General features: G+C 57.8%; 10 protein-coding genes and 1 pseudogene. 4 read left to right on the top strand and 7 right to left on the bottom strand.

Translation table 11 applies throughout. The features are described from left to right. Nucleotides 1-20: 20 nt before the first annotated feature. From METAC_RS0108780 to METAC_RS0108750, 4 genes are all read left to right on the top strand, one after another. On the top strand, nt 21-314 hold the full coding sequence (locus METAC_RS0108780) for a transposase (RefSeq protein ID WP_026606738.1): 294 nt from the start codon (nt 21-23) through the stop codon (nt 312-314). Nucleotides 315-843: 529 nt separating this feature from the next. Continuing rightward, complete coding sequence (locus tag METAC_RS0108770) at nt 844-4,338, top strand: FAD-dependent oxidoreductase (RefSeq protein ID WP_026606737.1); 3,495 nt, start codon at nt 844-846, stop codon at nt 4,336-4,338. Nucleotides 4,339-4,820: 482 nt separating this feature from the next. After that, nucleotides 4,821-5,198 carry a ferredoxin FdxA gene (gene fdxA / locus METAC_RS0108760; protein WP_026606735.1) on the top strand — a complete coding sequence of 126 codons (378 nt, stop codon included), beginning with the start codon at nt 4,821-4,823 and terminating at the stop codon, nt 5,196-5,198. 575 nt (nt 5,199-5,773) lie between these two features. Next, nucleotides 5,774-7,018, top strand: coding sequence for a glycosyltransferase (locus METAC_RS0108750; protein WP_026606734.1), 1,245 nt, complete (start codon nt 5,774-5,776; stop codon nt 7,016-7,018). Between the two features lie 12 nt (nt 7,019-7,030). Here the strand turns inward: METAC_RS0108750 and METAC_RS27065 are convergent. The 7 genes and pseudogenes from METAC_RS27065 to asnB all read right to left on the bottom strand — a co-directional run. Next, nucleotides 7,031-7,226: pseudogene (locus tag METAC_RS27065) on the bottom strand (transposase); the annotation flags it as partial. Between the two features lie 326 nt (nt 7,227-7,552). Next, a complete protein-coding gene (locus tag METAC_RS0108745; RefSeq protein ID WP_084143533.1) occupies nt 7,553-8,917 on the bottom strand; it encodes a glycosyltransferase family protein in 1,365 nt (454 codons plus the stop codon). Nucleotides 8,918-8,977: 60 nt separating this feature from the next. Continuing rightward, nucleotides 8,978-10,138, bottom strand: a complete 1,161-nt coding sequence (locus tag METAC_RS0108740) for a DegT/DnrJ/EryC1/StrS family aminotransferase (RefSeq protein ID WP_036255410.1) — start codon at nt 10,136-10,138, stop codon at nt 8,978-8,980. After that, on the bottom strand, nt 10,135-11,163 hold the full coding sequence (locus tag METAC_RS0108735; RefSeq protein WP_026606731.1) for a dTDP-glucose 4,6-dehydratase: 1,029 nt from the start codon (nt 11,161-11,163) through the stop codon (nt 10,135-10,137). Before METAC_RS0108735 ends, METAC_RS0108740 begins: the two co-directional genes overlap by 4 nt. Further along, a complete protein-coding gene (locus METAC_RS0108730; RefSeq protein WP_026606730.1) occupies nt 11,160-11,840 on the bottom strand; it encodes a WbqC family protein in 681 nt (226 codons plus the stop codon). Before METAC_RS0108730 ends, METAC_RS0108735 begins: the two co-directional genes overlap by 4 nt. A gap of 109 nt (nt 11,841-11,949) precedes the next feature. Next, the gene (gene purN, locus METAC_RS25150) at nt 11,950-12,651 is read right to left on the bottom strand and encodes a phosphoribosylglycinamide formyltransferase (RefSeq protein WP_051335475.1); all 702 of its coding nucleotides are present in this window, start codon (nt 12,649-12,651) and stop codon (nt 11,950-11,952) included. A gap of 88 nt (nt 12,652-12,739) precedes the next feature. Then, the gene (asnB, locus tag METAC_RS0108720; protein WP_026606729.1) at nt 12,740-14,605 is read right to left on the bottom strand and encodes an asparagine synthase (glutamine-hydrolyzing); all 1,866 of its coding nucleotides are present in this window, start codon (nt 14,603-14,605) and stop codon (nt 12,740-12,742) included. Nucleotides 14,606-14,612: the final 7 nt, after the last annotated feature.

The raw sequence follows: 14,612 nt of genomic DNA, 5'->3' as shown, positions 1-14,612 counted from the left end.
GCGGATGCGGGGGAGCGAAAATGGCCAAGGTCATTGCGGCCACCGCCTCCCGGCGCCTCGAAATCGTCAAGCGATCGGATCTCCACCGCTTCGTCGCCTTGTCGAAGGGCTGGATCGGCGAGCGAACCTTCGCCTCGATCAGCCGCAATCGTCGTCTCGCCCGCGACTATGAACGCTACGATACGACCTTCGCCGCCTTCGTCCATCTCGCGATGATCCGCCTCATGCTCGACGCTCGATCAAGCCAAGGCTTTGCTCATGAATCCCTTCTTCTTGGATCGGCTTCTAGCACTCCCAAGTTTGAGACAGTCTGAACATCATACAGTGACCAGAGGCCGCGCTGAACTTGGCCGGGGCCTGGTTTCTCTAAGTTTTATGTTTGGTGCTTGCCCTGCGGCTAAAAGGCGCAGGTTACTGTGGCGCGCGCCAAAGCCGAGATCACCAAGATCTCGCCGCCTCGGTCTGTTGGCGTCGTCCTTCACCTAACAGATGGGAAGGTGTCGATCGCCGATGGCATGACTGCGCCACGTTGATCACGCAAAATCACGGGACCAGGAACTTTATCGGCTAAGCTCCTGCTATTGTTCATAGAGTGAAACGCCGCAATATTTCGTGCGATGGCTGCAGGCCGAGGCGAGAAAGAATTTAGGCTGTCCCGCTTCGCATCTGATGCCGCCCTCAGCGAAGGACAAAGCGACTATGTAAAAAGCGGGAATTGTCGAGACGCATTTGACTTGTACTCAAACCGCGGACTTTGCTAGATACCCGCGTGGCAGGTCCGGTTTGAGTTATGCATTTGAGCTTCGGCAAACTGAACCGTCTCTTTTGCCGATAGGATGTTAAATGGCGCATAAGCTTCAACTCGGAATGGGCTTCAGCTTTGAGCAGCTCTATACCGTCGACGGGACGGCTGCGATCGATCAGGCGTTCATCAAACATCTGGCCGAAACAGACGATGCGCTTCACGATCGTTTGACGGCCGGGCGCGCGGACCCCTCGTCCCTTGACGCCAAAAGTCAGTCGGATCTCATCGTAGATGCGGCTCCTCATGTCGAGGATTTTATCGGCCGGCTCTTCGGAATATCCGGTGAGATTTCGGCGATGCGGGCGCGCCACGATGAACTGGCGCCGATCTATACGGTCAAGCGGCTGTTCGTGCAGCGCCGCGCGATCAAAGGCGTTGAGCCGGAAGAGGCTGAGGCTATCGACGGACCAGCGGTCCGGGCCGGCCTTGAGAAATTATTCGGCGAACCGCTCACCGAACTCAGCTACGCGTCCCACGTGCAGACGTGGCTCGACGCCGACGACGAAGCGAACGAAGCTGCGCTTGATCTAGCGGCGAGCTACGCCGCCTGGGCGACCCTTTCCGAAGCGGGCCACGCGATTCACAAGTCCGGCGTATTGTTCAAGACGCCGCACAAGCTCAATCCCGAACATCTCGTTCCGATCGAGAGCGAAGTCATCGACGGCGTCGTTCAGGCGCATCTCCCGCGAAGCCAGTGGCGGCATCGCGACGGCTTCGCGCTGACTGATCACGGCACGGATCTGCGCGGCGCGCTCGATCAAGCCAATTACTGCATCTGGTGCCACAAGCAGGGCAGGGACAGCTGCTCGTCAGGATTGAAGGACAAGGAAAAGCCAGGCTTCAAGGGCAGCGCTTTCGGCGTGCCGCTCAACGGCTGTCCGCTCGAGGAAAAAATCTCCGAGATGAATCTGGTGAAGACGCGCGGCTTCGTGGTCGGCGCGATCGCGATCGTCACGGTCGACAATCCCATGTGCGCGGGAACCGGGCACCGGATCTGCAACGATTGCATGAAGTCCTGCGTCTACCAAAAGCAGGAGCCGGTCGACATCCCGCAGGTCGAGACGCAAACCCTGAAAGAGCTGCTGTCCCTTCCTTGGGGTTTCGAGATCTATTCGCTGCTGACCCGCTGGAGTCCGCTCAATCTTCGTCGTCCTGTGCCGAAGGCGGACACCGGCTACAAAGTGCTTGTCGTCGGTCTCGGACCAGCGGGCTACACGCTGGCGCATCATCTGATGAACGACGGCCACAGCATCGTCGCGGTCGACGGATTAAAGATCGAGCCGCTTGACCCGGCTTTGTCCGGCGTCGATAAATACGGCGTCCGGGCTCCGTTCGAGCCGATCTACGACGTGAAGGGCCTGATCGAACCGTTGGAGACACGGTCCGGCGCTGGTTTCGGCGGCGTCGCGGAATATGGCATCACGGTCCGCTGGGACAAAAACTTTCTAAAGATCATCCGACTGCTGCTGGAGCGCCGCAGCCAGTTCACTATGATCGGCGGCGTTCGCTTCGGCGGCACGCTGACCATCGACAAAGCCTTTGAGCTCGGCTTCGATCATATTGCGCTTTGCGCGGGGGCGGGGCGCCCGACAGTGATCCCGATGAAGAATGGCTTGGCGCCCGGTGTCAGGCAGGCGTCGGACTTCCTGATGGCCCTGCAATTGACCGGCGCCGCCAAGGCGGACTCGATCGCCAATCTGCAGATCCGCCTGCCTGTCGTAGTGATCGGCGGCGGCCTGACCGCGATCGACGCCGGCACCGAGGCCTTGGCCTATTATCCCGTGCAGGTCGAGAAATTTCTGATCCGCTACGAAACGCTCGTCGCCGAACATGGCGAGTCGCTGGTCCGTTCGGTCTGGTCGCCGGCCGAGCAAGAGATCGTCGACGAATTCATTACGCATGCGAGAGCCATCCGGAAGGAGCGCAAGGCCGCTTCGGAGGAAGGACGGAAGCCGCGTATTACTGATTTGTTGGAGCAATGGGGCGGCGTTGTTTTGGCCTATCGCCGCCGTCTGATCGACTCGCCGAGCTATACCCTGAACCATGAAGAAGTGGCTTTGGCCATGCAGGAAGGCATCCGCTTCGCGGAAGGCCTCACGCCTGAGGAGGTCAAGGTCGACCGCTGGGGCGCGGCGGAAGCTCTGGTTGTGTCGCGCAAAGCGGCCGACGGAACCAGCGAGCGGATCGAACTGCCCGCGCGCTGCATCATCGTGGCGGCTGGAACCCAGCCAAACACGGTGCTTGGCCGCGAAGACCCGGACAATGTCGCCCTCGACGGCCGCTATTTCCAGGCTTATGGCGAGGACGGTTCGCCCGTCAGCCCGGAAAAATGCTGCAAGCCCGACACAGTTCATGTGTTGATGAGCGCGCGGCTTGACGGAAGAGCCGTGAGCTTCTTCGGCGACCTGCATCCGAGCTTCGCCGGCAATGTCGTGAAGGCCATGGCCAGCGCGAAATTGGGCTATCCGGTCGTCAGCCGTAAAATGACGTCGATTCCGCATTCGGTCGCAACGCCGGCGGCCCTTGCCGCGACGATGAGCGAGGGGTTGCGCGCCTCGGTGCAATCGGTCGAACGCCTGACTCCGACAATCGTCGAAGTTACGGTCAAGGCGCCCTTCGCGGCGCGCGCCTTCGAGCCAGGCCAATTCTATCGCTTGCAGAACTTTGAAGCCTTGGCGCCCCGCACCGACGGCACGACGCTGATGATGGAGGGCCTCGCGCTTACCGGCGCTTCGGTCGACAAGGAGAAAGGTCTTCTGTCGACGATCGTCCTGGAAATGGGTGGTTCGTCGGATCTCTGCGCGCATTTGAAACCGGGCGAGCCTGTCATCTTAATGGGACCTACGGGCGAGCCGACCGAAACGCCGCCGGCGGAGACTGCCCTGCTTGTCGGCGGCGGTCTCGGCAATGCGGTCTTGTTCTCGATCGGGCAAGCGCTTCGCGCGGCCGGTTCGAAGGTTATCTATGTCGCCGGCTACAAACGTCTGATCGACCGCTATAAGATCGAAGAGATCGAGCGTGCGGCCGATGTCATCGTCTGGTGCTCGGACGAAGCCCCCGGCTTCAAGCCGACCCGGCCGCAGGATTCGACCATCGTCTGCAATATTGTCGAAGCGATCGAGGCCTATGGATCGGGTAAGCTGGGTAAGCCCGCTATCCCGCTCGACGAGGTTGATCGCATCATTGCGATCGGTTCGGACGGCATGATGAACGCCGTGGCCAAGGCGCGGCACGGCGTGTTGAAGCCGCTGCTGAAACCGTCTCACGCCGCGATCGGATCGATTAATTCGCCGATGCAATGCGCGATGAAAGAAATCTGCGGGCAATGTCTCCAGCTTCATCGTGATCCGAGCACCGGGGCAGAGACGGTCGTGTTCTCCTGCTTCAACCAGGATCAGGCGCTCGACCGTGTCGATTTCGCCAGCCTTCGCGAGCGTCTCTCGCAAAACAACGTGCAGGAGAAGCTGACAAAGTTATGGATCGACCGGGCTCTGCGTCAATTGGGCTTCCGTGAGCGCGTCGCCGCTGAGTGAATGCGGAGTTCTGTTCGGCGCTTCGTTAATTGTGGGCGCGATGACCGTGCAGGAGGCTTCGCGACCCAGACCGGCTACGCCTCTCACGCTGGCTCGCAGGCCATCAATGCACAAATAGCGAAACGGAATCCGTTGATGGGGGACAGGATCAAAGCCGCGGCGCATTCGGTCGTGCTGGGAGACGCGTTGACGATCGTATTTTGAGAGGGGGCTCTGCACTTTGTGGGTCGTCGCGCCGGGGACTTCGACGCGATGCCTAACCGCAAGCGAAAGCTCCTATTCGAAGAATAGACGATGGCGAGCGCGCCGCCTTTGAAGAAAGAGAAATAGCTTAGCGGTCCTGACGAAAAAAACGGCTTGCGAGTCTCAACGGCTGGCGCTTAACTTCAGGTAGCAAGCGATAACTTGTGGTGGCCCTGCAAAGGGTTTAGCGCACCGATAATCATGTTGGCGCGGATGGAATGCGCCATTGGGAGGAAGTCATGACCTTTGTCGTGCTCGATAATTGCATTAAATGTAAATACACGGACTGCGTGGAGGTCTGCCCCGTCGATTGTTTCTACGAGGGCGTGAATATGCTGGTCATCGATCCGGAAGTTTGTATCGACTGTGGTGTTTGCGAGCCGGAATGTCCGGCCCAAGCGATTAAGGCCGATACTGCCAAGGACCTTGGTATTTTCCCCAAGCTCAACGCCGACATGGCGAAGATCTGGCCAAATCTTGCGTTCAAACGGAAGGCCCTCCCGGAGGCAGCGGAGTTCGATGGCAAGAAGAATAAGTATGAAACCTATTTCTCAGCGGAACCGGGTGAAGGCGGCGCCAAAGGGGCTAAACCCACTAAAAAGAAAAAGGCTGAGTGAATACGGTGTGTGCCTCGCTTGATCGGAAACCTGGTGCGTTGTTGAAATCGATTGGCGAGTCTTCGCGCTTTCTTGGTAACATTAGCCAGGCCTGTTTCATGAAATCGCCGACTTGAGTGAGGCGGCGATGGTATGGATGGTGACGATCGAGGAACCCGACGAATTTGCTGAAATCCAATGGGCGCAAGTGTAGATCGAGAACAGATTCAAGGCTTGCGTCTGGTGAGATCGGTCTGTCGATCGATGAGGGCAGGAGTGTAATGTCAGCGCTCTAGGAGTTCGTCGACAAGCAAAAGCTTGCGACCGTGCTCTGCGCGGCGGGTCCGCACGTCATGCAAAAGGTTGGGGCCGGTCAAGGGCTACACAAGCCGGAAAATTCGCACTGCGGTTTGGAACCGTTGCAGTGAAAAGCCCTCGCGGGAGGGTTTGCCGCGTCGCTTTCCCTATTTTTCTATGGTCTTCACGGTTTCGATTATGAAACGTTCACCGTTGAGAACGGGCGGCGCGACGCCGAAGCGCGTTATTAGTTCTTTTTAAATGCGCATTATACATGCACTAAGCAGACGTGAAATTCAATGGAGATAATTTTCCTCGACAATGGCTTAAGCAGTAAAGCGGAACACAGTTACAATCTTGCTAAGAAAGTAGGCGAGGCGCTAACGCGCCGCGCGTTGCGCTATCGCGTATTCGGGATGAAATCCATGGATCCCTCCATCAGTGGCGAGATCGACGCAATCCCACATTTCAGCCGTTCGCTTTATGAGCATGAAACGCCAACGCGCAATGAAAGACGCTTACGGTCGCTGATAGCGATGATCCGAGGCGCCTCATTTGACGCCTCATCTCCTTCAGAACTAACAAGCTCGAAGATCCTCAACGCATCTTTCGAGAAGGATCTAGATGCGTTGCCAGCGGAGGTTTGGAGCCCCGCCAATATCATTGTCATACCAGCTATCTCCCAGAATCAAATCTTTGGGCTGATCCGCTGTTTGCTTGCGAGGCCGCTTAACCTGCGGCCTCGCGTAATTTGCCAATTGATGTTCCCCCCTACCTGGACGTCTTTCGGACGAAATGCCGCCTTCGGCCAAGGACTGTACAGGAAAGCTTTTCGCTTGGCCGATCGGATGATCGGAAAGACATTGTTCTTTACAACAGAGAATGACGCGATCGGTCGCCTGTATCGTGACAAATTCGGCATCGAAACTAAAATTTTACCAATCCCTTTCGGACAGACGCGACGTGCCGCCGTAACCGTCGGCCGACCGCGCCTTGGGTTTTTCGGCTACTCAAAAAGTGACAAGGGTTTTCATCTCCTTCCGGAGGCGATTGAGTTCGGCCAAAATAATGGACTCGAGGCCGATTTTACGGTTCAGGTTCAGCATGGTGGATGGGAGCGAACCACCCTCGAAGCGGAGCGGCGATTGCGATCGATGAAAGGCGTTCGCTTGATCGAAGGCATACTAAGCAGTGACGAATATATGGCGGAGACTCATAAGATAGACGTGATGTTATTGCCGTATGACCCGTTCCTCTTCGGTCTGCGCGGGTCTGGTATATTTACAGAGTCCGTTGCCTCTGGCCGCCCAATTGTCGCCTCCGCCGGAACTTTCGCGGCAAAAAGCATTCAGCGGGGCGAGGCGGAAGGCGAGGTGTTCGAACCTTATAATGCCAGAGAGCTGAGCGGAGCTATTGCCCGGCTCCTGCCCGATCTCGCCATGCGACAGACGCGCGCGGCGGAGCGGGCCAAAGCCTTTGTGCAGACTCATAGCGCTGACTCTTATGTTGACGTTCTGCTGGCGCATGCCAACAACTACGCCTAGAGCGGGTTCGCCTTAATCCGGCTCATATCCTGTCGGGGGGAAGAAGTTCGGGCAATCTTTTTGGTGAGACCTCGTCGAGGAGGGCGCCTAGCCCGTTCCAGAGCCTACCGACTGTTCGCTCGGTGGCTTTTCGCAGCAGTGCTTTGAGTTTTGAGAAGGCGTTTTCGATCGGATTGAAGTCGGGGCTGTAGGTCGGAAGGTAGAGCAGCGACCGCCGAGATGATCCGTCGGGCATCAACCTGTTCGGCGCACAAAATTTATACGCCGACAGCAGAGGCCCATCTTGACTTCCTCTGCACCCGTTAAGCTAGGCGGCGCCCCCCGTTCAATCAGGACCGCAACAGAGACGGACCCAGAACTGCAAAACGTGCGCAAAAAATGATCCTGCGCGTCTTTCCGCAGCGTCTGCTTGATGAGCCACGCCCCCACGATGTCGGTCTTAGACGCCCCACACGTTGTCGTGCTTCTCCCCCAACGCCTTGCCTATCGGGCTTCCACATATGAAGTAGATCTCAGTAATGGCGGCCAAACATACTAGTTCCGCGCTAGTTGCGCAGCATCGCGAATAGTTGCCGATAAGAATGCAACGAAATTCAAGCCGTTCGCTATTTTTAGGCGCATGGCTTGTATAATTTCGAGCCGCTTTTTCGGGTTTGCCTTTAGTTTCTCAATTTTGGAATTCAGCTCGTCCGCACTGCGGTACATGAACTCCTCCGCCAACGCTCCGAGCTCTTGGTGAAGGTCCTCCTTCCAGTCGACGAACATGAATCCGCCCGCCGCAAAACAATTCAACACCTTTGCGTTGCTGCCGTGAATGAAGGGCGTATGCGTGATGTCAACGGCAAATTGGTAGCGCGCATAAATCTCGCCGAGCTTTTCAAACGGAACGCTGCCCATGGCGTTGAATAGACCGGAACGGCCGAGGTCCGCGACGAAATCCGGATCGGTGAAGCCGCCGTAAAAGTCGATCGGCGCGGCTAGCGACTTGAACACCGTTGTTCGGAACGCAGTCAAGACAACGTCGGTCGTCAGCGGTCGTCCGAGCGCCCAAAAGAAGGAGTGGTCGGGGTGAAGCTCGGCGATCCCCGCCGCAACCTTTTGAGCGGCGATCGCTTCGTAGGCGCGCCAAGCGGCCGTTCCCCAGTCCTTGCATTTCACCTGGGTCACATAGTCCCTGATCTCTTGCACCACCGGGTCGTCGCCATAGGCCGAGATAGCGCCGCCGGCGCTCAAATTGCCGACGAAGAGGATGCGATCGCCGATCAATCCATTCGGCGGCTCTTGCTGATCTTTTAAAAAGATATTGTGGCCTGGAACGACATAGCGCCGCACCGAGCCAGGCTCCCACACGCCTAACCGGTCGAAGACTTCGATATGGCCGGAGTCCGGCACATAATGGATAAAATTCTTGCGGACCAATCCGTCCGTCAGTTTCGCAAGACTGCCGGGGAGCGATTCCTGGCGCTGCACCGGCGCATAGCCAAGAAGAAACTGTGGCGCATGCGTGATGAGATGGTCCCAGAGCATGATGATCGGCACGCCGAGCTCATCGGCGAACACATTGCCAAGCGGAGTCGGGTGCTGCGGAAATGTCAGATAATCCCGAAACCTTTTCTTGTAATAGGCGGCGCGCTTATCGAGGATGAGCCCATAAGACGAATTCGGCAGCGACAGGCCGACGTTAGGCTGAAAATTTCGCGCGGCTGTCATTTGGGCGGCGAATTTTGCATCGCTGTCCGATAGATAGGCGTCGCAGTCGAACAGGAATATGTTTGGGAAGCTTGGTCTAAGCGATTCGACGATCGTGAGCGCGTTTTGCCAATCGTTGCCGCCGAAATATTGGCGCGGCGGCAACGCTACGATCAGACGTATTGAATCACATTTTTCGTTCTGACTCATCGAATCCAGCCGCTTGCCCTGAATGATTGCGGTAAACTTTGTCGGACAGAGCGTCGACGATTAGGAAAGCATCGCGCCAGAGGTCCGCGCCGTTCGAAGAATATTTGCGATCGCGTCGGAGACGATGTCGACGAATTCAAGAGGCATTGTCGGATAGAACGGGAGCGATACGGTCTCGTCCCCCATCCGTTCGGCTATAGGAAAATCGCCGACCCGATGGCCGAGAGCGCCGGAAAAATGCGTCAGCAAGTGAATGGCGCGATAATTTACGACTGTTTGAATCTGCCGCTCGTTCAATTCTGCGATCAAGCGATCCCTCTGGCCTTCGCCGACCCAGATTGGGAAGAGATGACGCGCATGCACAGCGTCGGCGTGGGTTGCCGGCATCCGAACTGTTGGAATTTCGCTCAGCTTTTCGGCATAGCGCCTTGCGAGCTTCTCGCGCTCGCCGAGCTTCGCGTCCAGCCGCTTCAATTGCGGGATCAGGATGGCCGCTTGAATATTGTCCATGTTGTATTTCCAGCCCAACAGGGTGGCGTCCCAATGAACATATCCTTCGCGATGACGATCGGCGGCGGTCTTCGTCATGCCGTGCAGGCGCAGCAACCGTAGCTTGTCAACCAGATCGTCGCGGTCCGTCGCCACCGCTCCGCCTTCCCCGCAGGTCAGATTTTTCGTTGCGTAAAAGCTGAAGCATGCAGCGTCTGAGAGCTGGCCCGGTCGGACCCCATCGCGAGCGCCTTCCACGCAATGGGCGCAATCTTCGATGATCACGAGGCCGCGCCGTTCGGCGATCTCACGCAAAGCGCGCATGTCGCACATCAAGCCATAGAGATGCACAGGGAGGATCGCCCGCGTGCGCGACGTGATCGCCGCTTCGACGCGGCGCGCGTCGAGATTGCCGGTGTCCGGCTCGACATCGACGAAAACCGGCTTTGCGCCCGCCTCCTGGATCGCCGTCGCGGTCGCGATGAACGTCATGGGCGTCGTGATCACCTCGTCGCCCGGGCCTATGTCGAGGGCCAGAAGCGACATGTGAATTGCGCCGGTGCAGCTCGTCACCCCTAGCGCGTGGCGCCGGCCGAGATAATCGGCGAACATGCGTTCGAACTGCGCAACCTTATCGCCTGTGGTGAGGATCGGGCCCGCGAATACATCAGCGATCTCGTCGAGCTCCGGCCGCCCGAGGTCGTGACGATAGAACGGCACCGGTTGGCTCAATGGAGTTCCCTCTTTCCGGCGGCGTTGATGATCGGGATGTGACGCATCCAACGCTGCGGAGTCCACCAGTCCTCATTGGCCACATACCACGAGATCGTTTCGCGCAAGCCGTCCTCGAAAGAGATGCTCGGCTTCCAACCCAAAGCCTCGATCGCCTTTGAAGCGTCGCAGGTATGGCGAAAGACCTGGCCGGGCCGGTCGCCGGTGAAGTGAATGGGACTTGCGGAATTATGCATCGCGGCCTTCACGGCTTCGGCGATCTCGCGCACGCTGACATCCCGTCCGGTGCCGAGATTGAAGACCTCGCCGATGATCTTGCTGCGCTCCGCATGGATCAGTTTATCGAGTGCGTCGCAATGATCCTGGACGAAGAGAAAGTCGCGTCTGGCCGAGCCGTCGCCATGCACATTGAGCGGCTCGCCCAAGAGACAGCTCGTGACGAAGCGCGGAATGACTTTTTCGAGATGCTGAAAAGGTCCGAAATTGTTGAACGGTCTGATGATCACCGTCGGAATGCGATAAGTCATCCAGTAAGAATAGACGAGGCGATCCGCGCCGCACTTCGCGGCGGCATAGGGGCTCATCGGGTTCAGAGGATGATCTTCATCCATGATCGAGCCGGTGGCCGTGCCATAAACCTCGGAGGTGGAGATATGGACAAACAGCTCGACGCGGTCGCGATGACGGAGGACTGAATTGGCGACGACCTGCGTGCCAAGAACATCGGTCTCGAAGAATAGGCGATTGTCGAAGATCGAGCGCGTCACATGCGACTCGGCTGCGAAATGCAGGACGATATCGGAACGGGACACGAGAGAGTCGACGACATCGGCGTTCAGCACATTGCCGTACCAGAACTCGAACCGGTCGCTGTCAAAACTGTTTTCCGGCAGGTTGGTGATGCTGCCGGCATAAGTCAGCGCGTCTAGGACAAGGATCTTGTAATCGGGATACTTGCGATAGATATGACGGACGAAGTTGCTGCCGATGAATCCGGCGCCACCGGTGATCAAAAGCGTCTTCACGAGTTCCCTCTCAGTACGGAATTGCTCTTAGACCCGACATTGAGCACCAAGTCCAGCGCCGAGAGGCAGGGAATGAAATCTCCGTGGAGCTGCGGATATGTAGGGTGATTGAAGTTCTGCCATTCTACGCCGATCCCCGCTTCGAGGAAAAGCCCAGTGTCGAGATAGTCCTGGGCGGCGTTTCCTGACAGATATTTACTCGCTGAGAAATGCTGGCAGATCGCCAAGAGACGGCCGCTTTTATCGCCTTCGATGCCAAGCTCGGACGACCTGAACAGAGGCCGCTGAAAAGCGAGCCATCGGCACATCATGTCGACGATGGCGAGATCGATATCCACGAGAAACCGCCAGGTTTTCATCAGCACGGCTTCAAGTTCCGGAAGATAATCGGCGACATAAGGAGCTCGCGCATAGTTCTGGCGAATGGCCCCGATGATCTTGCGCGGCCAGTTTTGCTGATAGTCGATTTCGGCGTCGAGGATCTTTTGACCATGCTTGCTGCTATGCAGCACAGGAATCGTGACCCATGCCGGTCCTGACGGCGATTTGATCCGATTGCGGTTGCGCCAGCCATGCTTGTCGAACTGCACGTCGTCATAATAGACGAATACGTCGCTGCGAAACATCTGATCGAAGAAGCCGAGCCACGGCAAGAAGCCTGGTTGAAGAATCACCACTGTGGTCAACCCGCATCCTCCAGATCCGAAAAATCTCTAATAGGAAATTTGGGCGCAAGCGACAAGCAATGGGCCTTTTTGGGCGCAAGGCCTCGGCATGGCGGGCCCGTCACGCGCATCGCGAGCAAAACGCCTGCGCAAAATCCGTTAGATCCTGGTCGAGCGAGGGAGCAAAATAACTGCCGTCCGTCCCGGCCCATGCAGACCATTGCGGTTGGCGCTTCCCATCCAACGTAAGCTCGTGGCGTTCGATCGCGCGCACCACTTGGAGCACGAGGGGCACGGCGCGCTCGAAAAGCCTGCGCCCGAGCGTCGTCTCAGCGTCGCCCGCAAGGATCGGCGCGATCGCCTGCCCGAGAATCGGGCCATCGTCCATTCCAGGCCCAACCATGTGAACAGTCACTCCTGCGACCCGCATGCCGCTAGACAAGGCCTTGCGCACCGCGCCGAAACCGGGGAAGAGCGGCAAGAGCGACATGTGAACGTTGAATATTTTGCCTTGCAAAACGTCGATCGTCCGTTCGGCGAGAAGCTTATCAAAAGTAAGCCCGAGCCAATCGATTCGGTTCTCCACGAGAGCCGCCGTGAACGCATCGTGAAACGCCTTCGGAGCCTTGCCTCGCCCTCCCTCGATCAATCGTGACGCTATGCCGTGGCGGCTGGCGACCGCTTCGATAGGCGAAGGCGCGCTGACGATGACCAGAGCGGGTTTGGTCGCAAGGAGGCCCTTCGCATTCGCCTCGATAACCGCCTCCAGGATGCGACCGCGCCCCCCGACGCCCCACGCCAAACGCAACGCGTTGGATTGCATCAATCCTCCAATCCGGCTGTTGTTCGTGCGGTCAGACAACGTCGAGGGCGCTGCGTATTTTCACTCGAAACAGCGTGAATTCCATTCGTCACGCCGCACCGAAGAACTTCTCCCACCATAGCTGGAACATCATCAAATTCCAGATTCTCGGACCATGGTTGGCGGAGCGCGCATAATGCGCGTCAAGAACGGCGCGGACCTTTTCCGGACGGATAAGGCCATGCGCAGCAAGACGCGGCGGGGCCAGCGTCGCTTCGACCTTGTCGCGGAGATTGTGCAAAAGCCAGTAGTCCATCGGCAGGACAAAACCTTCCTTGCGGCGATCGATCACGGACTGCGGGATCAAGCCGCGCACCGCTTCTTTCAAGATATGTTTTTCGCGTCCGTTATGGATCTTCAGCGATCCGGGAATGGTCGCGGCATATTCGATCAGGCGATGGTCGAGAAACGGCGGCCGGACCTCGACCGAATGGGCCATCGACAGCCGATCGACGAAAGCAAGAACCTGGTCAGGTAGCAGGGTCGTGAAGTCGCAATAGAGGGCGCGGTTCAGCGGGTCCTTCGTTTGGGCTTCGGCATAGCGTTTGGCGATGAGATCGCCCGTCTCGACGCCCCCCGAAAGAGCCAGCATCTTATCCGAAAGCAGCTCTCTCTTTTCGTGGTCGCTCCAAAGGTAAAGAGAGGCGCGTCGATCAACTTCGCCGCCGCGGTCGAACACCGCCGACAGATAGTCCAGATTATCGGAAAAAGGCGCGAGCAGCTTTGCTTCCTCGGGCGTGAGACTTCCTCGCGCCCTATCCCGCAAAGTTTCAAAATGATGCAGCGGCTGCGCGAGGCGATGCGCGAGATAGCTTCCGAACAATTCGTCGGCGCCGTCTCCCGACAATGCGACCTTGACATGCTTGGCGATGAGTCGGGTCACGAAATAGGTCGAGGTGACGCCGGAAAAAGGTTCGTCGAATGCGTCGAGCACCGGGTCGATGCTTTCGGCGACCTCTTGAAATCCTAAAACATATTCATGGTGATCGGTTCCAAACTCGCGCGCGACAAGGCGCGCATATTCCTGATCGGCGGTCTTATTGTCCAACTCATCGGAATAGACGAGCGAGAAGGTCTGTACCGGTCGCCCACCGATCTGCGTCATGAGTGCGACGACGCTTGAACTATCGACTCCGCCCGACAGATAGGCCCCGAAGGGAACGTCCGCACGCATCTGCAAGCGGACCGCATCCTCGAGCAGAGCCCTGATGCGCGCTGCGGCCTCCTGCTCTGTAAGCTGGAGATTCTCCGCAAAGACCGGCCGCCACCAAATGCGTTGCGAGAGCGCGCCGTTTTCAAAGACCGCGAATTGACCGGGGCCAAGCTGTTGAACGCCGCGAAATGCGCTCCATGGGGCCGGAATGTTTTTCAGGCTCAAGTAGTGCGACAGCGCCGCGTAGTCTGGCTCGCGCGAGATGGAAGGATGCTGCAGGATCGACTTGATTTCGGAAGCGAAGATGAGGCGCCCGCCGGCCTGTGCGAAATAAAGCGGCTTAATCCCGGCCCGATCGCGCGCAAGCAGCAGGCGGCGGCGCGGGATATCCCACAAGGCGATGGCGAACATGCCATTGAGCCTGTGGAGAAAAGCGTCGCCATATTGTTCGTAGAGATGGACGATGACTTCGGTGTCTGAATGGTCGGTTCGAAACCTATGCCCTTGTTCTTTCAACTCTGCTTGCAGCTCAGGATAATTGTAGATTTCTCCGTTGAAGACCACCGCAATAGTGTGGTCTTCATTGAAAATGGGCTGCTGGCCGGTGGCCAGATCGACGATCGCCAATCGACGCATGCCAAGCGAGACGTCGCCGTTTTCCCAGTGCCCGGCTTCATCCGGGCCACGATGCGCAACAACATCCGTCATGCGCTGCAAGGTTCGCCTGTCGGGCTCTCCCGTAAAACCGCATATCCCGCACATGCCGAAG

The sequence above is a fragment of the Methylocapsa acidiphila B2 genome (assembly GCF_000427445.1).
GTDB classification, from domain to species: Bacteria; Pseudomonadota; Alphaproteobacteria; order Rhizobiales; family Beijerinckiaceae; genus Methylocapsa; species Methylocapsa acidiphila.
The sequence above is the reverse complement of the archived record's forward strand: the minus strand, read 5'-3'. Positions and strand labels throughout refer to the sequence as shown.

Excerpts from the sequence above, each read along its gene's own strand:
- METAC_RS0108780 (WP_026606738.1), top strand. The coding sequence starts at position 21 with ATGGCCAAGGTCATTGCGGCCACCGCCTCCCGGCGCCTCGAAATCGTC.
- METAC_RS0108770 (WP_026606737.1), top strand. The coding sequence starts at position 844 with ATGGCGCATAAGCTTCAACTCGGAATGGGCTTCAGCTTTGAGCAGCTC.
- fdxA (WP_026606735.1), top strand. The coding sequence starts at position 4,821 with ATGACCTTTGTCGTGCTCGATAATTGCATTAAATGTAAATACACGGAC.
- METAC_RS0108750 (WP_026606734.1), top strand. The coding sequence starts at position 5,774 with ATGGAGATAATTTTCCTCGACAATGGCTTAAGCAGTAAAGCGGAACAC.
- METAC_RS0108745 (WP_084143533.1), bottom strand. The coding sequence starts at position 8,917 with ATGAGTCAGAACGAAAAATGTGATTCAATACGTCTGATCGTAGCGTTG.
- purN (WP_051335475.1), bottom strand. The coding sequence starts at position 12,651 with ATGCAATCCAACGCGTTGCGTTTGGCGTGGGGCGTCGGGGGGCGCGGT.
- asnB (WP_026606729.1), bottom strand. The coding sequence starts at position 14,605 with ATGTGCGGGATATGCGGTTTTACGGGAGAGCCCGACAGGCGAACCTTG.